This is a genomic window from Streptomyces sp. NPDC016469 (assembly GCF_040632905.1).
GTDB lineage: Bacteria > Actinomycetota > Actinomycetes > Streptomycetales > Streptomycetaceae > Streptomyces.
Map to the genome: position 1 here is coordinate 138,933 of NZ_JBEYCQ010000010.1, position 18,633 is coordinate 157,565.

The 18,633-nt window shown below is 70.1% G+C and carries 16 protein-coding genes; 3 read left to right on the forward strand and 13 right to left on the reverse strand.

The window, feature by feature from the left end; translation table 11 throughout:
- Positions 1–3: 3 nt before the first annotated feature.
- Entirely contained in the window at positions 4–1,164 is a 1,161-nt protein-coding gene (locus ABZ565_RS14030; protein ID WP_361025064.1) for a citrate synthase/methylcitrate synthase, read from the reverse strand.
- A gap of 135 nt (positions 1,165–1,299) precedes the next feature.
- On the opposite strand from ABZ565_RS14030, the gene ABZ565_RS14035 reads away from it, so the two are divergent.
- Positions 1,300–2,571 (forward strand): citrate synthase, encoded by a 1,272-nt coding sequence (locus ABZ565_RS14035; RefSeq protein ID WP_361025067.1) that lies wholly within the window; start codon positions 1,300–1,302, stop codon positions 2,569–2,571.
- 40 nt (positions 2,572–2,611) lie between these two features.
- Here ABZ565_RS14035 and ABZ565_RS14040 read toward each other — a convergent pair whose 3' ends face one another.
- Positions 2,612–3,631, reverse strand: a complete 1,020-nt coding sequence (locus ABZ565_RS14040) for a LacI family DNA-binding transcriptional regulator (RefSeq protein ID WP_361025070.1) — start codon at positions 3,629–3,631, stop codon at positions 2,612–2,614.
- 205 nt (positions 3,632–3,836) lie between these two features.
- Between ABZ565_RS14040 and ABZ565_RS14045 the strand changes: the two genes are divergently transcribed.
- Positions 3,837–4,331: a hypothetical protein gene (locus ABZ565_RS14045; RefSeq protein ID WP_361025073.1), complete on the forward strand. Its 495-nt coding sequence runs from the start codon at positions 3,837–3,839 to the stop codon at positions 4,329–4,331.
- A gap of 16 nt (positions 4,332–4,347) precedes the next feature.
- On the opposite strand, the gene ABZ565_RS14050 is transcribed toward ABZ565_RS14045, so the two are convergent.
- From ABZ565_RS14050 to ABZ565_RS14075, 6 genes are all read right to left on the reverse strand, one after another.
- The gene (locus tag ABZ565_RS14050; RefSeq protein ID WP_361025077.1) at positions 4,348–5,940 is read right to left on the reverse strand and encodes a cation acetate symporter; all 1,593 of its coding nucleotides are present in this window, start codon (positions 5,938–5,940) and stop codon (positions 4,348–4,350) included.
- Complete coding sequence (locus ABZ565_RS14055; RefSeq protein WP_361025295.1) at positions 5,937–6,380, reverse strand: DUF485 domain-containing protein; 444 nt, start codon at positions 6,378–6,380, stop codon at positions 5,937–5,939. Before ABZ565_RS14055 ends, ABZ565_RS14050 begins: the two co-directional genes overlap by 4 nt.
- Before the next feature lie 131 nt (positions 6,381–6,511).
- The gene (locus tag ABZ565_RS14060; protein ID WP_361025080.1) at positions 6,512–7,189 is read right to left on the reverse strand and encodes a response regulator transcription factor; all 678 of its coding nucleotides are present in this window, start codon (positions 7,187–7,189) and stop codon (positions 6,512–6,514) included.
- Complete coding sequence (locus ABZ565_RS14065; protein ID WP_361025083.1) at positions 7,186–8,349, reverse strand: histidine kinase; 1,164 nt, start codon at positions 8,347–8,349, stop codon at positions 7,186–7,188. Before ABZ565_RS14065 ends, ABZ565_RS14060 begins: the two co-directional genes overlap by 4 nt.
- Positions 8,346–8,864 carry a DUF1453 domain-containing protein gene (locus ABZ565_RS14070; protein WP_361025086.1) on the reverse strand — a complete coding sequence of 173 codons (519 nt, stop codon included), beginning with the start codon at positions 8,862–8,864 and terminating at the stop codon, positions 8,346–8,348. Before ABZ565_RS14070 ends, ABZ565_RS14065 begins: the two co-directional genes overlap by 4 nt.
- A gap of 166 nt (positions 8,865–9,030) precedes the next feature.
- The gene (locus ABZ565_RS14075) at positions 9,031–11,151 is read right to left on the reverse strand and encodes a DNA topoisomerase IV subunit B (protein ID WP_361025089.1); all 2,121 of its coding nucleotides are present in this window, start codon (positions 11,149–11,151) and stop codon (positions 9,031–9,033) included.
- Positions 11,152–11,584: 433 nt separating this feature from the next.
- Here ABZ565_RS14075 and ABZ565_RS14080 point away from each other — a divergent pair, with 433 nt between their 5' ends.
- Positions 11,585–11,815: a hypothetical protein gene (locus tag ABZ565_RS14080; RefSeq protein WP_018105354.1), complete on the forward strand. Its 231-nt coding sequence runs from the start codon at positions 11,585–11,587 to the stop codon at positions 11,813–11,815.
- Positions 11,816–11,920: 105 nt separating this feature from the next.
- On the opposite strand, the gene ABZ565_RS14085 is transcribed toward ABZ565_RS14080, so the two are convergent.
- From ABZ565_RS14085 to ABZ565_RS14105, 5 genes are all read right to left on the reverse strand, one after another.
- Complete coding sequence (locus ABZ565_RS14085) at positions 11,921–12,751, reverse strand: serine protease (RefSeq protein WP_361025092.1); 831 nt, start codon at positions 12,749–12,751, stop codon at positions 11,921–11,923.
- A gap of 161 nt (positions 12,752–12,912) precedes the next feature.
- A complete protein-coding gene (locus ABZ565_RS14090) occupies positions 12,913–14,457 on the reverse strand; it encodes an RNA polymerase sigma factor (RefSeq protein ID WP_361025095.1) in 1,545 nt (514 codons plus the stop codon).
- Positions 14,458–14,778: 321 nt separating this feature from the next.
- Complete coding sequence (locus tag ABZ565_RS14095; protein WP_361025298.1) at positions 14,779–15,690, reverse strand: FadR/GntR family transcriptional regulator; 912 nt, start codon at positions 15,688–15,690, stop codon at positions 14,779–14,781.
- A 136-nt stretch (positions 15,691–15,826) separates the two neighbouring features.
- Positions 15,827–17,704: an ATP-binding cassette domain-containing protein gene (locus tag ABZ565_RS14100; RefSeq protein WP_361025098.1), complete on the reverse strand. Its 1,878-nt coding sequence runs from the start codon at positions 17,702–17,704 to the stop codon at positions 15,827–15,829.
- Between the two features lie 145 nt (positions 17,705–17,849).
- Positions 17,850–18,614 (reverse strand): NUDIX hydrolase, encoded by a 765-nt coding sequence (locus tag ABZ565_RS14105; protein WP_361025101.1) that lies wholly within the window; start codon positions 18,612–18,614, stop codon positions 17,850–17,852.
- Positions 18,615–18,633: the final 19 nt, after the last annotated feature.

An 18,633-nucleotide genomic window follows, 5' to 3' on the forward strand; every position in this document is an offset into this window, starting at 1 on the left:
AGGTCAGACGGCCGGGACCGGCTGCGGCGGGGGCGGGCCGACGTAGCGGGCCGCCGGGCGGATGATCTTGGAGTCCTCCGCCTGTTCCAGGATATTGGCGCTCCACCCCACGACCCGCGCCGTGCAGAAGGTGGGCGTGAACATCTCGCGCGGCAGCCCGCACAGTTCCATGACCACCCCGGCGTAGAACTCCACGTTGGTGTGCAGTTCGCGTCCCGGTTTGAGCTCGGCGAGGATCGCCTCCACCTGGCGCTCCACCTCGACGGCGAATTCCACGAGCGGGCCGCCGAAGCCCTGGGCGATGGACCGGAGCATGCGCGAGCGGGGGTCCTCGGTGCGGTAGACCGGGTGGCCGAAGCCCATGATCCGGTCGCCGGCGAGGACCCGTTCGCGGATCCAGCCGTCGATGCGGTCGGGGGTGCCGATCGCGTCGAGCGTGTCCAGGGCGCGGCTGGGGGCGCCGCCGTGCAGGGGGCCGGAGAGCGCTCCGACGGCGGCCACCAGGCAGGCGGCGACGTCCGCTCCGGTCGAGGCGACGACTCGTCCGGTGAACGTGGAGGCGTTGAAGCCGTGGTCCACGGTGGAGATCAGATACTGCTCGACCGCCCTGGCCCGGTCCTCGTCCGGGACGGACCCGGTGAGCATGTACAGGTAGTTGGCCGCGTGGGGCAGGTCGGCGCGCGGCTCGACGGGGGCGAGGCCCTGGCCGAGGCGGTGCAGGGCGGTCAGCACGGTGGGGACGGCGGCGCAGACGGCCAGGGCGTCGGCCCGGCGCCGGTCCGCGTCGATGTCGTACACGGGCCGGAACCCCGCCGACGCGCCGAGCAGGGAGAGCGCTGTGCGCAGCCCGGACAGCGGGCCCGAGACCGCGCTCGCACGCGCTATGGCGGGCAGCGCCTCGCGTACGGCGTCGGGCAGGACGCGCAGGGCGGCCGTGCGGGCGGCGAAATCGGCACGGGCCTCCGGGCCGGGCAGCTCGCCCTCGGTCATGAGGTACCAGACGTCCTCGAAGCTGCGGGTCTGTGCGAGCTCGACCGCCGAGTACTGGCGGTAGTGGTAGAAGCCCTCGCGCCCCCGGACGTCTCCGAGCGCCGTATCGGTCACGACGACACCCGCGAGACCTCGGGGGACGTCGAGCGGTGTTCCGCCGGTCATGGTCGTCATTGCTTCCTCCGTGGACAGTCGGTCGGCTTCTTGATATTGATTTGACTGTCCATGCATGACTGGATTCCTGTCAATATTGATTCGATCAATGTAAGTGCATGGATGCCGATGACGGCATATGGATACGGTGGCGGCATGACGGAGCGATCAGAGGCGGACGGGCAGCGGCTCACCACGCGGGAGACGGCCGAACGGCTCGGGGTGAAGCCCGAGACGGTGTACGCGTACGTCAGCCGGGGGCAGCTGAGCAGTAGCCGGGCGCCGGGTGGTCGCGGCAGTACGTTCGACGCGGCCGAGGTCGACGCGCTGGCCCGGCGCACGGGACGCAGGGAGACGGCACCGGCCCCGGGCGAGCCGGCCGTCCGCACCGGCATCACCCTCATCGACGCCGACCGCTACTACTTCCGGGGCGTGGACGCGACGGAGTTGGCCACGCGCCATTCGTACGAGGAGGTCGCCGAGTGGCTGTGGACCGGTGAGCTGCGGCCGGGTACCCGCTTCACGGCTCCCGCACAGGTGGTGCCGGCGGCCCGGCGGGCGGTCGGCGCACTGCCGGAGCACTGCGGCTCCACGGACCGGCTCCGGGTGGCCGTGGTGGCCGCTGCTGCCGCCGACCCGCTGCGTTTCGACCTGTCGCGCGAGACGGTGCTCGGTAGCGCGCGCAGCCTGATTCCGACGCTGGTCGCGGCGCTGCCGAGGGCGGGCGGTCGCGAGCGCGGCACAGCTGATCCGGCCGAACCCGCCGCACCCTCCGCTCTGGCTGCCCAACTGTGGCCGAAACTCACCGCTCGGCTGCCGGACGAGCCGTCACTCACCGCTCTGGACACCGCGCTTGCGCTGCTCATCGACCACGATCTCGCTGCCTCGACGCTGGCAGCGAGGGTCGCCGCATCGGCCCGGGCCCATCCGTACGCGGTGGTGTCGGCGGGGCTCGGCGTGCTGGAAGGCCCCTTGCACGGGGCGGCGAGCGGGCTGGCCCACCGCATGCTGGCCGAGGTCCTGGAGCGCGGTGGCGCCGCGCCGGTGGTGGCGGACCATCTGCGGGCGGGGCGCCGGGTGCCGGGGCTCGGGCACCGGCTGTATACGGGCGAGGACCCTCGCGCCCGTACGCTGTTCGGCCTGCTCGAACGCATCCCGCAGGCCGGACCGGCCCTGGCCGCCGCGCGCGACGTGGTGGCCACCACCGCCCGGGACGTCCCTCTGCATGCCAACGTCGATCTGGCGCTGGCCGTGCTCTCGGTCGCCTCGGGCATGCCCTCGGAGGCGGGGGAGACGGTGTTCGCGATCTCCCGTACGGCGGGCTGGATCGCGCATGCACTGGAGGAGTACGGGGAACGCCCGCTGCGGATGCGCCCCAGCGGGCACTACACCGGCCCCCGGCCGCCCCAGCCCCTCCCGTCCCCGTAGCGGCGCAATTGGCCGCTACGGTGGCGCAAAATCCCGACGGTCAGCGGGAAGACGTGCGCGGGGGCTGGGCCGTGGAACCCCGGACAACCAGTTCCGGCTCGAAGAGGAGCTCGTCCGACGGCACCGCGCGCCCGCCGATCTGCACGGAGAGCAGTTCCACGGCGGCTCGTCCCATCGCCTCGATGGGCTGGCGCACGGTGGTGAGCGGGGGCTCGGTGCAGTTCATGAAGGCCGAGTCGTCGTATCCCACGACGGACACGTCGTCGGGCACCGACAGGCCCCGCCGCCGCGCCGCGCGCACCGCCCCGAGGGCCAGGGGGTCGCTGGCGCAGATGAAGCCGGTGACGCCCTCGTCGAGCAGCCGCGCGGCGGCGGCCTGCCCACCCTCCAGCGAGAACATCGCCCGGGTCACCCACTGGTCCGGGATGGTCGCGCCGGACTCCTCCGCGAGCGCCCGGGCGGCGGCCAGTTTGCGTTGCGAAGGCATGTGGTCCGAGGGACCGAGCACCAGGCCGATGCGTTCGTGGCCCAGGGAGACGAGATGGCGCCACGCCTGCTCGACGGCCACGGAGTCGTCGCAGGAGACGCAGGGGAAGCCGAGGTGGGCGATGGCCGCGTTGATCAGCACGACGGGGATCTTGCGGTCGGCCAGCACCTTGTAGTGATCGTGCGGGGCGTCGGCCTGGGCGTAGAGACCACCGGCGAAGACCACGCCCGATACCTGCTGCTGCAGAAGCAGTTCGACGTAGTCCGCCTCGGAGACGCCCCCCTTGGTCTGGGTGCAGAGGACCGGAGTGAGGCCCTGCTGGGCGAGCGCACCACCGACGACCTCGGCGAAGGCGGGGAAGATCGGGTTCTGCAGTTCTGGCAGGACGAGGCCGACCAGGCGGGCCCGTTCACCGCGCAGCTGGGTCGGGCGCTCGTAACCGAGGACGTCCAGCGCGGAGAGCACGGCCTGCCGCGTGGCGTCGGAAACGCCCGGCTTGCCGTTGAGCACCCGGCTGACCGTGGCCTCGCTGACTCCAACCTTCTGTGCCACCTGAGCAAGTCGTCGCGTCATACGCGCAAGATTAGCGCAAGAAACGCAAGCAGATTGCGTGGGGGCGGAATCAGAGACGAATTTCAGCAAGTCCCCGGAGGCCGACTTTCCGCTCCTTCGCCGGACCTTCGGTCGCCCGCTCCCCCCGCCGGCGCCACCGTACCCGCCACCGCCCGGTCGAGGCACCCTTTGGGGCATGCGCCGAGCCGCCCATACCCTCGACGACATGAACGAATTCGAGGGCGGCGACGGCCGGTCCCTGTCCATGACCAACGGCGGTACGGCGGTCTTCGTGGACGTACTGACCTTCGCCGTCTCGGAGCTGGCCCGGGAGCCCTGGGATTTCCGATTCGCCGCACTCCTGTCGCTCCAGAACCAGAACGTGCTGGGACGCGGCGTGGTCGGCTTCGACTTGGAGGAGCTGGACTGGGGCGGCTCGCCGCAGGAGACCGCAGCGGCCAAGGACTTCCTGCTGCGCGTCCTCGATCTGGCCCTGTCCCACCATCGGTGGGACGAGCTGACGTACGAACCAGCGCGAGTGGAAGGTTACTTGCGCACCTATCGGGCGATGATCGAAGACTTCGACCCCGCCACCGCGAAGGCCGGCGAGGGCGTCCTGCCCGGGCCGCAGGAGGCCGCGATGGCCTCCTGCGTACGTCACCGCGTCCTGAACGGGCTGCCGTTCTGGGAGGAATGCGTGTTCTGCACGGATGGAGTCTGACTGAAGGAGCCGGTGCTCAGACCGCCCCGGCCCCGGTCATCGCGCGCACCTCGATCTCCGCGTGCTTGGCCGCATCCGGTGGCTCGTTCGAGGTGACGGTCCCGATCCAGCCGGCGAGGAAGCCCAGCGGGATGGAGACCAGGCCAGGGTTCTCCAGGGGGAAGACCTGGAAGTCGACGCCGGGGAAGAGCGAGCTGGGGCTGCCGGAAACGACCGGGGAGAACACCACGAGCAGCACGGCGGGGATCAGCCCGCCATAGACGGACCAGACCGCCCCGCGCGTGGTGAAGTTCCGCCAGAACAGCGAGTAGAGCAGGACCGGGAGATTGGCCGACGCGGCGACGGCGAAGGCGAGCCCCACCAGGAAGGCCACATTGAGGTCCTGGGCGAGCAGCCCCAGCCCGATGGCGGCGACCCCGATGCCTGCCGCCGCCACCCGGGCCACGGCCACTTCGCTGCGCTGCTTGGCACCGGCCCGCTTGAGCGAGGCGTAGAGATCGTGGGCGACGGATGCCGACGAGGCGAGGGTGATCCCGGCGACGACGGCCAGGATGGTGGCGAAGGCGACGGCGGCCACCACGGCGAACAGGATCGTCCCCCCGGTGGAGCCCTCGCCCCCGCCCAGCGTCATGGCCAGCAACGGCACAGCGGTGTTCCCCGCGGCATTCGACTCCCGTACCTCGGCCGAACCGACCAGCGCGGCGGCCCCGAAGCCCAGCACGATGGTCATCAGGTAGAAGCTGCCGATGAGGCCGATGGACCAGACGACGGACCGGCGGGCGGCGCGGGCGGTGGGGACGGTGTAGAAGCGGGACAGGATGTGCGGCAGCCCTGCGGTGCCCAGCACCAGGGCGAGGCCGAGGCTGATGAAGTCGATGCGCGCCGTCCAGCTCCCGCCGTACCGGAGACCGGGCGAGAGGAAGTCCTTGCCGTACCCGCTGCGGTCGGCGGCGGAGCTCAGCAACGCGTTGACGTTCCCGTGGAAGTGGACCAGCACGAGCACCGTGAGCACCACGGTGCCCGCCATCAGCAGAACGGCCTTGACGATCTGGATCCAAGTGGTGGCCCGCATCCCGCCGAGCGATACGTACACGACCATGAGCGCCCCGACGCCGACGACGGTCCAGGAACGGGCGGCTCCGCTCGTCCCGCCGAGAAGCAGCGCCACCAGACTGCCGGCACCGACCATCTGCGCCACCAGGTAGAGCACCGACACGGTGACCGAGGACGTCCCCGCGGCGATACGGACCGGACGCTCCGCCATGCGGGCCGCGACCACGTCGGCGAGGGTGAACCGGCCGCAGTTGCGCACGAGTTCGGCGACGAGCAGCAGGACGACGAGCCAGGCGACCAGGAAGCCCACCGAGTACAGCATGCCGTCGTAGCCGAAGAGGGCGATCAGGCCGGAGATGCCCAGGAAGGATGCGGCGGACATGTAGTCGCCCGCGATGGCGAAACCGTTCTCCATGGGCGAGAACAGTCGGCCGCCCGCGTAGAACTCCTCCGCCGAGCCGTGCCTGTTGTGGCTCACCCAGGTGGTAATGCCCAGGGTGACCGCGATGAAGGCGCTGAACAGCAGCAGCGCCAGGGTCTGGTGGTCGCCGCTCAACGCCCGGCCCCCCGTGTCATCTCCTGCGTCTCCCACCGCAGATCCAGCGCGGCCCGGTCCCTGCGCAACCGCGCGTGCCGTGCGTACGCCCCGGTGAGCAGGAACGTCGTCAGGAACTGGCCGAGCCCCACGACCATCGCCACATTGACCGCCCCGGCCACCGGCCGCGCCATCAGCCCGGGCGCGGTCACCGCCGTGACCACATAGGCGAGGTACCAGACGAAGAAGGCCGTGGTGGCGGGCACGACGAAGCGCCGGTAGCGACGGCGCACCTCCTGGAACGCCTCGCTGCGCTGCACCTCCAGATAGATGTCGGCCGCGCTGTGGCCACCGCGCGGCGCGGACGGCCCGGGCACCACCACGGGAGTGGAGCCGGCCGCGCCGTCCGGCTCCCCCCACCCGGAGGTCAGCGCGTCGTCCCACGGGTCGTCGAGCCGCATCGCTGCGGACTCGCGCCCTGCTTCCTTCTCCACCGAACAACTCCCCTTGTCCACGGACCACTTCGGCCGCATAGCCAAGAATGGGCAGATCGGGAAGATCCAGGGCACTTCATTCGCGAGACTTCACCTCTTCAGGTGAAGGATCTCCCGGGCGGGCGCACCAGCCCTCGCATGTACGCATAGCGCACCGCCTGGGCCCGGTCGCGAAGGCCCGCCTTGGCGAAGAGGTTGTTGATGTGACTCTTCACCGTGGCCTGCGAGATGTGGAGGGCGCGCGCGATGTCCGTGTTGGACATCCCCTCGGCGATCAGAACCAGCACCTCGGCCTCCCGGGGAGTCATCCCGTCCGGCGGCCCCGGCCCACCGCCGCCACCGGACCCGAGAGGTCCCTCGGTCACCTGCTCCAGGAGCCGGCGCTGCACCGTCGGCGAGAGCCCCGCCTCTCCTGAGAGAACGGCCTGGACGGCTCTCACGATCTCCTCGCCCCCGGCGTCCTTGGTGAGGTATCCCCGCGCTCCCGCCCTGAGCGCGGGGAACAGGGAGTCGTCGTCGGCGAAGGTCGTGAGCACCACGACCTGCGTGCCGGGGAACTCCTCACGGATCCGCCGGGTCGCCTCGACCCCGTCGCATCGGGGCATCCGCAGGTCCATCAGCACTACGTCCGGCGCGTGCTCGGCCACCTGCGCGACCGCTTCCTCCCCGTCCTTCGCCGATCCGACGACCTCGATGCCGGGCAGCAGACCGAGCAGCATGACGATGCCTTCCCGTACCACCGCCTGGTCGTCGGCCACCACCACCCGCGCCGTCACGCGGGCACCCGCAGACTCACCACGAACCCCTCCTTGCCCGGGCCTGCCTCCAGCGTGCCGCCCAGCAACTCGGCGCGCTCCCGCATCCCGAGCAGACCGTATCCGGAACCGCTGACGGCCAGGTCCCCTTCCGGACTCCGCCCTCCCGAGTCCTTGACTTCCAGCACGACGAAGTCGTGCTGGTACTCCAACCGAAGCAGCACTCTGGCGCCGGGGGCGTGCTTGCGCACGTTGGTCAGGGCCTCCTGTGCCACCCGCCGGACCGCCTGCGACGCCTGAGCGGTCAGTGTGCGCCGCTCCCCCTCGACCCTGACCTCGGCCGGCTCAGCCGTCACCAGCTGCCGCAGGAAGTCCTCCACCGGTGACACCTCGCCCCGTAGCGCGGAGAGCGCCTGGCGGGTCTCCGAGAGGCCCTCGCGGGCCATCGACCGGGCCGCGACCACCCGTTGCAGGACCTGATCCCGGAACTCCCCGGCAGGCTCTCTCTCGATCAGCAGGCGTGCGGCCTCCAGGTGCACCAGCTGCGCGGACAGGCTGTGGGCCAGCACGTCGTGGATCTCCCTGGCGATCCTCGATCGTTCGTCCAGCGCGGCCCTCTCCGCCTCCGCGACCCGGGCCGCCCGTTCCTGGGCGAGCAGCCGTTGCGCACTGCCACGGGCCTCGGCGTCCAGGCGGAGGACGTACCCGGCGAGGCACAGCCCGACCGTGGTCACCGCGGTGGTCGACCAGTCGTCGGTGTCCACCACCACGTAGGCACCGAGGGCCACCGCTGTAGCCGGAGCTCCCGCCGCGAGGGGCAGCCGTTCCAGAGCGGTGACGGCGCAGCCGCACCAGAGCACCGTAGCGGGCACCACCGCCCCCGCCTGCCCCGCCCCGAATCCGGCCAGCATGAGCATTCCGAGCAGGCCGAGCGACGGCCACAGGCGGTTGTCGAGGGTGGTGCGGAAGAAGGCGACGGCGAGCAGCGCGCAGACGAGCACCCCGATCAGCCCGACGACGACCTCCCAGGGCCGGAACAGCCCGCTGGTGACGGTCCCCCACAGCATGAGCGTGAGCAAGCCGGCCCGCACGGACCACGCGATCACGCTCCGCGGGCGGCTGCGGGTGTCCCGAGCGAGGGCCTCCCTCGACGGCCAGCTCGTCCAGGCATCGGGGGTCACACGCGGTCCTTCCACTCCTGCCGCACCGCGGAGCCGACGACGGGCCCTGCGGCCGTCCGGGGTATCGTCGCGGCCCGGCATGCCAGGAGCCCCTCCCGTAGCAGCAGAGTCGCCGCGAGAGCCGCCATCAGGGCGGGGCTGCCCTGATGGACGTCCAGCAGCACCGCGACGCCGTACAGAGCCGCTCGCAGGGCCAGTCCGCCGGCCCAGACCAGAGCCGTGGCCTTGGTCCCCCTGCTCCACAGGGAGCCGTCCTCAGCACGCCAGACGCGAGATGTCCACGCCCACCCGGCCCCCGTGACCAGCCCGACGACGAGCTCGGCGCCCAGGACGGCAGCCGAGGCTGTCCGATGGTGCGGGTCGACGAGTCCGGGCTCCCGCAGGGCCATGACGAGCAGAACGCCGGGCACAACCCACCAGCGCCGGTCGCCGGAGATCCGTTGCGCCGAGCACTGACGGACCACGACGAGGGCGATGACAGCGATGATCACCAGGGCGTTGACGAACCCGGACATGGGCGCCTCCGAGATGCGGGAAGTTCTGCGTCTCCGAAGCTACGGAAGTGCCCAGCCCGGCAGATCGGCTCCAGGGTGGATCATGGGTGGAGATGTCGTCTCCACCCACGGGTGGAGACGACATCCGGGGCCGGGCCGCACCGGACGCCGACCTTGGAGCGGACGCTCAGACGTCGATGCGTGAGCGGTCCAGCGTCGCCGCCGAACTGGTGATGAACTCCTTGCGCGGCGCCACCTCGTTGCCCATCAGCAGGTCGAAGACCTTCTCGCTGGACTCCAGGTCACCGATGTTGATCCGCCGCAGCGTGCGGTGACGGGGGTCCATCGTCGTCTCCGCCAGCTGGTCGGCGTCCATCTCGCCCAGCCCCTTGTAGCGCTGGATCGAGTCCTTGTAGCGGATGTTCTTGCGCTGGAGCTCCAGCAGCCGCTGGCGCAGCTCGTTGTCCGAATAGGTGTAGATGTACTTGTCCTGGCCCTTCTTGGGCTGGACCAGTTCGATCCGGTGGAGCGGCGGCACGGCGGCGAAGACCCGGCCCGCCTCCACCATCGGCCGCATGTACCGCTGGAAAAGCGTCAGCAGCAGGATCCGGATGTGGGCGCCGTCGACATCGGCGTCGACCAACAGGACGATCTTGCCGTAGCGGGCGGCGTCGATGTCGAAGGTACGCCCGGAGCCGGCTCCTATGACCTGGATGATCGCACCGCACTCGGCGTTCTTCAGCATGTCGGAAACCGACGCCTTCTGAACGTTGAGGATCTTGCCGCGGATCGGCAGCAGCGCCTGGAACTCGCTGTTCCGGGCGAGCTTCGCCGTACCGAGCGCGGAGTCGCCCTCCACGATGAACAGCTCGCTGCGCTCCACGTCGTCACTGCGGCAGTCGGCGAGCTTCGCCGGCAGGGAGGACGACTCCAGCGCCGTCTTGCGGCGCTGGGCCTCCTTGTGCTGGCGGGCCGCGATGCGGGTACGAGCGGCTGCCACCGCCTTGTCGAGGACGGCCCTGGCCTGTGCCTTCGCGTCCCGCTTGGTGGAGGTCAGGAACGCCTTGAGCTCCTTGGCCACGACGTTGGCGACGATCCGGTTGGCCGCCGAGGTGCCGAGCACCTCCTTCGTCTGGCCCTCGAACTGCGGCTCCGCCAGGCGTACGGTCACGACCGCGGTGATGCCCTCCAGGGCATCGTCCTTGACGATGTCGTCCTCCGCCACGCGCAGCAGCTTTGCGGAGCGCAGCACCTCGTTGACCGTCTTGGTCACGGCGCGCTCGAACCCGGTCAGATGGGTGCCGCCCTTGGGGGTGGCGATGATGTTGACGAAGGACTTCACGTTGGTCTCGTACCCGGTGCCCCAGCGCAGCGCGATGTCCACGCCCAGTTCGCGCGTGACCTCGGTGGCCGTCATGTGCCCGCGATCGTCCAGGACCGGGACGGTCTCCTTGAACGTTCCCTGCCCGGTCAGGCGCAGAACGTCGCAGACGGCCTTGTCCTGGGCCAGGTATTCGCAGAACTCGCTGATGCCTCCGTCGAAGCGGAAGGTCTCCTCCGTCTTGCCCGCTCCGTCCAGGCCGCGCTCGTCGCGCACGACGATGGTCAGGCCGGGGACGAGGAAGGCCGTCTGGCGGGCCCGCTGGTGGAGCGTCTCCAGGCTGAGCTTCGCGTCCTTGAGGAAGATCTGCCGGTCGGCCCAGTACCGCACTCGCGTGCCGGTGCGCGTCTTCGGGACACGCTTGCCCTTGCGCAGCCCGTTGGCCGGGTCGAACGGGCTGTCCGGGCCCTGCTCGGTGAAGATCCCCGGGACACCGCGCCGGAAGCTGATCGAGTGGGTCGCGCTGTTGCGGTCGACCTCGACGTCGAGCCTGGCGGAGAGGGCGTTGACCACGGAGGCGCCGACGCCGTGCAGCCCGCCGGACGCGGCGTAGGAGCCGCCGCCGAACTTGCCTCCGGCGTGCAGCTTGGTCATGACGACCTCGACGCCGGAAAGACCCGTCTTGGGCTCGACGTCGACCGGGATGCCCCGGCCGTTGTCCCGGACCTCGACGGAGTTGTCGTCGTGAAGTACGACCTCGATGTGGTCGCAGTAGCCCCCGAGGGCTTCATCGACGGAGTTGTCGATGATCTCCCAGAGGCAGTGCATCAGACCGCGGCTGTCGGTGGACCCGATGTACATACCCGGGCGCTTGCGAACCGCTTCGAGCCCCTCGAGTACGAGCAGGTGCCGCGCGGTGTAGTTGGAACCGTCTCGGTCTGCTCCGGTCAGCAGCGCAGTGGACGGCACGGACGTATCGGCGGTCACGCGGTTCGCTCCTCGCTGAATTTCATTTGGGGCCCTGTGGGTCACGGGCTCGGCTTCGGTGCCGCTGTGAGGGTACCGATGCCTGGTAGAGCGGGTGAAACGCCACCCTGGAAGAACCTCACCCTAGACCAGACTCGCATACACGTTCGATCTCCCCGCAGGGGTGACATGCACATCACGTTCCCTTCCAGGCATGAACCATTTAGGCTCCGGGCACGTCCTCATGAACAACCGGCAAGCCAGCCGGCCCGGACTGACCAAGCCAAGCAACGCGAAACCGTAGCGCCACGCAATACGGCACATTCGCCGCGAACCGGCAACAGACAGCCATCTCGAGAAGAAGTTTCGAAGAAAAGCCACGAGCGGGAACGTTTTCGGCCTGGTTGGATGTTGACCCTGGTACGACAGCTCGTCGAGCTAGAGAAGAGGCGACGTGACTACTGTTCTGACCCCCGCGAGCCCGCTGACCGCAGCAGACCGCTGTGACCGTTGCGGCGCCCAGGCATATCTGCGCGTCGTGCTCATCAGTGGCGGTGAACTGCTCTTCTGCGCCCACCACGGTCGCAAGTTCGAGCCGGAACTCAAGAAGATCGCCGCGGAAATACAGGATGAGACGGACCGACTGACGGCCGTGCAGGCCCAAGCCGCCGAAGAGGAACACTGACACCTCTGCATCCACGACGAGCCAGGGGCCGGTCCCGGACCGGCCGACGGGCGGCCTCCCGGTGAGGGAAGCCGCCCGTTCTCGTACCTGCGGAGCCCGTGCCGGTCAGCCGGCGTTCGCCATCCAGCCGATGGCGGCAGAGACCCGCGTATAGACGCCGGGGCTTCCGGCACGCCCGCAGCCGTTCCCCCACGACACCAGCCCCACGAGCCGCCCCTGCGCCACCAGAGGCCCTCCGCTGTCCCCCTGGCAGGCGTCGTACCCGCCCTCGGGTTCGCCCGCACAGAGCATCGACGAGGCGTCGTACGTACCGGTGGTGCCACCGGGGTACGCCTGTTCGCACGAGCTGTCGGGCAGGATGTCCACCTGGGCGGACCTGAGCGACGAGGCGTAGTCGCCGTAACCGGTGGTATCGCCCCATCCGTAGACGACCGCGGGTGTGCCGGCCCGGTAGGCCGAGTCACCGGCCTCGGCAAGGGGGATCGCGTCCTCCTCCGGCAGCGCCTCGGCAAGGGTGAGCACCGCGACGTCCCCACTGTTGGTGGTGGCGTCGAACCCGGGGTTCACCCACGTCCCACTCACCGGGATCTCCTTGCCGCCTGTGCCGTTCAGCTCGTCCCGGCCGGAGATGATCTTCAGATCGCTCAACTGATCCGCGTCGGTACCGAGCGCCTCCCGGCTCAGGCAGTGGGCGGCGGTGAGCACCTTCTTCGGCTCCACCACGACACCGCCGCAGAACTGACCGGCCCGAGTACCCCCGAACCGGTCACGGCTGGACAGCGCCACCACCCAGGGGCTGTCCGCCACGTGAGCCGGCTGACCTCCGATGATGATGCTGTCGGCGACCGCCGGGGCGGGGGAAGCGAGCGGTATGACGGCCGTGGTGGCGGCAAGGGCGAGCGCCCCGGTGAAGGTGCGGACGACAATGCGAGACATGCGTACTCCTGACTCTGTGATGGACCATGCCTACCCAGAGTCATTCCGGCGACGCAGATGCGCACCTCCGCCTCGCACCTCACGTGGTGCTCGGGAGGCAACGCAGCGTGGGCCCGGAACCCCCACGGGTTCCGGGCCCACGCTGCGTGATGCGCTGCGGCCTAGTCGAGGTAGTCGCGCAGAACCTGCGAACGCGACGGGTGGCGCAGCTTCGACATGGTCTTGGACTCGATCTGACGGATGCGCTCGCGCGTCACGCCGTAGACCTTGCCGATCTCGTCCAGCGTCTTCGGCTGTCCGTCGGTGAGGCCGAAACGCATGGAGACCACACCCGCCTCGCGCTCGGACAGCGTGTCCAGCACCGAGTGGAGCTGTTCCTGGAGGAGCGTGAAGCTCACCGCGTCGGCCGGGACGACCGCCTCGGAGTCCTCGATCAGGTCACCGAACTCGCTGTCCCCGTCCTCACCCAGCGGAGTGTGGAGGGAGATCGGCTCACGACCGTACTTCTGGACCTCGATGACCTTCTCGGGGGTCATGTCGAGTTCCTTGGCCAGTTCCTCCGGAGTGGGCTCACGGCCCAGGTCCTGGAGCATCTGGCGCTGGACGCGAGCGAGCTTGTTGATGACCTCGACCATGTGCACCGGGATACGGATGGTGCGTGCCTGGTCGGCCATGGCGCGAGTGATCGCCTGCCGAATCCACCAGGTGGCGTACGTGGAGAACTTGTAGCCCTTGGTGTAGTCGAACTTCTCCACCGCGCGGATCAGACCGAGGTTGCCCTCCTGGATCAGGTCCAGGAAGAGCATGCCGCGGCCGGTGTAGCGCTTCGCCAGCGAGACCACGAGACGGAGGTTGGCCTCCAGCAGGTGGTTCTTGGCGCGACGGCCGTCCTCAGCGATGATCTCCAGCTCGCGCTTGAGCTTGGGGGCGAGCTTGTCGGAGTTCGCCAGCTTGTCCTCGGCGAACAGACCCGCCTCGATGCGCTTGGCGAGCTCGACCTCCTGCTCGGCGTTGAGGAGCGGGACCTTACCGATCTGCTTGAGGTAGTCCTTGACCGGGTCGGCGGTGGCGCCGGCGACGGCGACCTGCTGCGCGGGCGCGTCGTCCTCGTCGTCGTCGGAGAGGACGAAGCCCTTGTTCTCGCCCTCGCCCTCTTCTTCCTCGCCCTTGCCGGCCTTGACCTCTTCGACGACGTCGTCGCCGTCGAGGATTTCCTCGTCCTGCTTGCCGGCCTTCTTGGAGGCCGTCTTCTTGGCCGCCGTCTTCTTCACGGCGGTCTTCTTGGCAGCCGTCTTCTTGGCTGCGGCCTTCTTCGCGGGCGCGGCCGCGGGAGCCTCCTCGGCCGCCGGGTCCGCGGGCTCGGACGGGGCGGCGGGCGCCGCCACGGTCCGCGTCACCGTCGTCTTGGCCGCGACGGTCTTGGTGGCGGTGCGCTTGGCCGGGCTCTTCGCTGCAACGCTCTTGCGGGCGCGCTTCGACGGCTCCGCGGCACTGACCATCAGCGTCACACCCTCTTCCTCGAGGATCTGGTTGAGGCTGCGCAGAACGTTCTTCCACTGGGTTGGCGGAATCTGGTCAGCCTCGAAGGCCCGACGCACGTCATCGCCGGCGATCTGCCCATCAGCCTTTCCCCGCTCAATGAGCGCCATCACAGATTCGGACTCGGCGATCTCCGGCGGGAGCGTACGGGATGTGCTGGCCGACACGAACAACCTCTCGGAACGATGGAAACGGCTTCCGGCCCGGCCCGAAGAGGGCTGGAACCGACGACCGACGGGCGGGGAATGCACCGACGGCGCGGGCTTGGCCTCAAAAGTGCACAGCGCCCTGAGCGGCTGCTGTATTCCTTCTGCGACGGTCACCTCTTAAGTCATCGCGCTGTTTCGAGGAGTGTTACGGCCGTTCCGCGTGGCCCGAGTCACACCCCATTTGCGATGAACGCGACCAAGGCGACATCTCTCCGCCCTGTGTCGCCGGACCGCCGAGGTCCGACGACACGTGACGCGTACACCCTGCCCGCGCCGCGGTCAGTGCTCGCGCGGCGCCGGCACCACGCGTTCCGCCTCGTGGTGGCCGACCAGCAACTGACGCATGGCCGACTCGGCGCCTGCCGTGTCACCGGAGGCGAGGGCGTCCACAATGCGCGCGTGCAGGGCGAGGGACGCCTCGCTGGGCCGGTCGCATGCGGTGGCCGGGCCGCCGGACACCTGCAATGCCGCCGAGACGATCCCGGAAAGGTGCTCCAGCATGCGATTGCCCGCGGCCTGGATGAGCAGGGAGTGGAACTCCGCGTCGGCGCGGGCGCACGTGATCATGTCGCCCTGACCGAGCGCGTGCCCCATGATCTCGACCATGTCGACAAGGCGCTGCTGAATGTCCTCGCGCCCGTGTCCTGCGGCAAGGCGGGCGGCAAGTGGCTCGATCGTCCACCTGAGGTCCCCCAGCTCGCGGCGCTGGTCATCACGCTGCGGGCCGAAGGCGCGCCATTCGATGATGTCGGGATCGAGCAGATTCCAGTCACTGACCGGCCGCACCCGGGTACCGACGTTGGGGCGGGCACTGACCAGCCCTTTCGCCTCCAGTACGCGCAGCGATTCCCGCACAACGGTCCTGGAAACCTCGAAACGCTGGCCGATCTCCTCGGGCACCAGGGGGCGGTCCGCACCGAGGTCGCCGGAGACGATCATCTGCCCCAGTTGCTGAACAAGTTGGCCATGGAGCCCGCGGCCACGGCTGGCCGACCCCCGTCGGCCCACCCGGCCGAGTTCGGCTTCGGCGCCGTCCCAGGAGCGCGTGGCGGCGCGCTCGCCGGCCGGCGCCTCCGCGTACGAGTAACGGTCGAGTTCACCCGGGCCGGCGAGGCCGGAATCGGCGGAGCGGGCGGTGGTCATCATGGTGTGCGCAAGGGTACTCACGCATCCTTTGTCGGCGGGTCCCATCCGCCCCTTGAGGTCTTTGCTGAAAAGCACACGAAAGGGTGATCGGCACCCGCCCCTCAATTGACGCCTTACTGGTATAAATCGGACGTTTCCCTGAAGGGGCTACGGAGACGCCGCCCCCCGTCATGCCGCGTGCTCACCAACGGACCCTCCCGCGAAGGCTCGTGAGCAGAAACGCACAGGCCAGGGCTGACAGGGACAGCGCCAGGGCGGTACCCACGGGATGCGCCAGGATGCGCACACCGGCCACCATCCACCGATCCACCTCCTCCGGCCACTGGAGCCAGGCCAGGTCCCGCAGCCGGCCTGGGAGCCCAGCCATCGAACGTGTGCTCGCCGCCTTCGGCATCCGCTCAACGAGCGGCACCATCACCACGGGCACGGCGAGCACGGCGGCGATGCCCGCGGCCGTCACCCGGAAGATGCCGGCGGCCAGCAGTCCGGCCCAGGCGCAGCCGACCGTCAGAGCGGACCAGCTCACCACCAGCGACACCACGTTCGAGGGGATGGAGAGCAGGCTTCCGCCGTACACGACGCGCAGGGTCGCAACCGAGCCGAGCACGACGAGCGACGCCAGCAGGAGGGCAATCGCCCCGCACACCGCCAGCTTGGCGAGGAGCAGTCCGAGTCTGCGGGGCACACTCCCCCGCCCGGCGGCGAGTGCCGGATAGCGGAACTCGTCACCGAAGGAGAGCGCTCCGAGAAGCCCGGCCCCGAGTGCGGCGGGCGGAAGCGGCAGCAACGAGGGCCAAGCGGCGATGACGTGGACAAGCGGGGTGCGGCCGTCACGGGCCAGCAGTACGGAGAGGCCTACGGAAGTGATCAGAACGACGGCCACGATCACGGCTGTCGTCCGCACACCGAACAGGCGGCGAAGTTCGTACCGCACCGGCCGCAACGGCCCCCGGGCCGGGCGCCGTCTGATCGGCGGCGGGAGCTCACCCCGTGCGGGGGAACGCGTGGAGCGGAAGGAGGCACCGGAGCCGGCACCGACGGACCTCCGCGCTGCCGCCGTACGGCCATCGGCTCCGGCCGGCCGCACCAGGGCGCCCCCGTCCTCCTCAGCCGCGAGAACGGCACCGGTGTCGGCCGTGCCGGCCGCGCGGCAGCCGGCCGGGTCATCGGACGCGCCCGCGGGACGCGCGTCACCCACTTCGTCGGCGAGCTGGTGAACGGGAAGCCCGTGCCGGAACGCGGCGTCGCCCACTTCCGCGCAGCTACTGCCGTACACGGAGAGCCGGTTGCCGGCCGCCTCGGCGACGACCTCTACGGACCGTCGGGCAACACGCGCTTCCCGGCTGACGATGGCGGCGAGGCGGGCGGCCTGAGGGGAGCGGACCGCCACACGAGGCCGCAGGCGGGTACGGGAGAAGGCCGCCCCGTCCTGGTCGGCGACCACGCGTCCCGCGTCGAGGGTGACCACATGGCCCGCCGAGCTCGCGGCCTCCTTGGGGTCCCTGGTCGCGAACAGCACGGTTCCGCCCCGCTCGGCGTGGGAACGCAGCATCCCGTGCAGCCAGTCGGCCTCCCTCGGCGCCAAGCCTTCCGCCGGATCGTCCAGAAGGAGTGTGTGCGGGTCCCCGAGCAACGCGCAGGCGAGCGCCAGCCGACGGTCCATGCCGAGGGAGAGCGTGGCGATGCGCTGGTCCCTCAGACCGGCGAGGCCCACCGCGTCGAGCAGTTCGTCGGCCCTGGAGACGGGTACGCCTGCCGCGGCGCAGAGCATGCGCAGCTGCCCTCGAACGGTGCGGGCGGGGTGCCCCGGCACGTCCCCCCACACCACTCCCACCTCACCGGCCGGGTTGGGGAGGCGATGCAGCGGCCTGCCCCGGTAGTAAGTGACCCCCCGCCCCGGATCCAGTTCGAGCATCAACCGCAGCGCCGCGGTCTTTCCGGACCCCGGCGCCCCCAGCAGCGCGGTGACGCACCCCGGCTCCGCGTCGAAGGTGAGGTCGTCCACGGCGGGGGCTTGTCCACGGGCGGGGGTGCTGGTGAGTCCGATGGCCTGGAGCATCGCTTCTCTCGCAGGAAATGGGACGGCGAAGGCGGAGCCGCCCGGCGGCGAGTGAGTACCGCAGCACGATAACCCGACATATCCGACTTTTAGCGCAAGGCGGGGCGCGCGGCGGCCCTTGCCTACGCACCGGACGGGCGGGACCTCAGACCTCGGGCCTCAGCATCGGGGGGTTGAGCACGGTCGCCGTGCCCGACCGGAACAGCTGGGCCGGGCGGCCTCCCTGCCGGGTGGTCGTCCCTCCGGTGGGCACCAGGAAGCCCGGCGTACCCGTCACCTTGCGGTGGAAGTTCCTCGGATCCAGCACTACGCCCCACACCGCCTCGTACACCCGGCGCAGTTCGCCGACCGTGAAGGCGGGCGGACAGAAGGCAGTGGCCAGCGAGGAGTACTCGATCTTGGACCGGGCCCGCTCGACGCCATCGGCGAGGATCTTCGCGTGGTCGAAGGCCAACGGCGCCTGATGCTCGCCGTCCGGTGCGTAGCCGCCCTCGCGGCCGAGCAGGTCCTCGACGGGCGCCCATCGCGCGCTGTTCGCGTCGCCGCCCGCCCTGGGAGCGGGCAGATCGGGGGCCAGCGCGAGATGGGCGACACTGACGACCCTCATCCTCGGATCCCGGGCGGGGTCCCCGTACGTGGCGAGCTGTTCCAGGTGTGCGCCGTTGCCGACGGCCGGGGCGGCCGGATCCTGTGCGCACAGGCCGGTCTCCTCGACGAGTTCTCGTGCCGCTGCGGCCCCGAGATCCTCGTCGGCCTTGACGAAACCGCCCGGCAGGGCCCACCTGCCCTGGAACGGGGTCTCACCCCGACGTACCACCAGCGCGCAGAGGGCGTGCCGACGAACCGTAAGCACCACCAGGTCGACGGTGACGGCGAACGGCGGAAAGGTCGAGGGGTCGTAGGGCGGCATGCCGCGATCATAGTCGTCT

Bases quoted from the DNA above. Each gene is read 5' to 3' on its own strand.
- ABZ565_RS14030 (WP_361025064.1), bottom strand. From the start codon at position 1,164: ATGACGACCATGACCGGCGGAACACCGCTCGACGTCCCCCGAGGTCTC.
- ABZ565_RS14085 (WP_361025092.1), bottom strand. From the start codon at position 12,751: ATGTCTCGCATTGTCGTCCGCACCTTCACCGGGGCGCTCGCCCTTGCC.
- ABZ565_RS14100 (WP_361025098.1), bottom strand. From the start codon at position 17,704: ATGCTCCAGGCCATCGGACTCACCAGCACCCCCGCCCGTGGACAAGCC.
- ABZ565_RS14095 (WP_361025298.1), bottom strand. From the start codon at position 15,690: ATGGGACCCGCCGACAAAGGATGCGTGAGTACCCTTGCGCACACCATG.
- ABZ565_RS14055 (WP_361025295.1), bottom strand. From the start codon at position 6,380: ATGCGGCTCGACGACCCGTGGGACGACGCGCTGACCTCCGGGTGGGGG.
- ABZ565_RS14105 (WP_361025101.1), bottom strand. From the start codon at position 18,614: ATGCCGCCCTACGACCCCTCGACCTTTCCGCCGTTCGCCGTCACCGTC.
- ABZ565_RS14070 (WP_361025086.1), bottom strand. From the start codon at position 8,864: ATGTCCGGGTTCGTCAACGCCCTGGTGATCATCGCTGTCATCGCCCTC.
- ABZ565_RS14035 (WP_361025067.1), top strand. From the start codon at position 1,300: ATGACGGAGCGATCAGAGGCGGACGGGCAGCGGCTCACCACGCGGGAG.
- ABZ565_RS14045 (WP_361025073.1), top strand. From the start codon at position 3,837: ATGAACGAATTCGAGGGCGGCGACGGCCGGTCCCTGTCCATGACCAAC.
- ABZ565_RS14040 (WP_361025070.1), bottom strand. From the start codon at position 3,631: ATGACGCGACGACTTGCTCAGGTGGCACAGAAGGTTGGAGTCAGCGAG.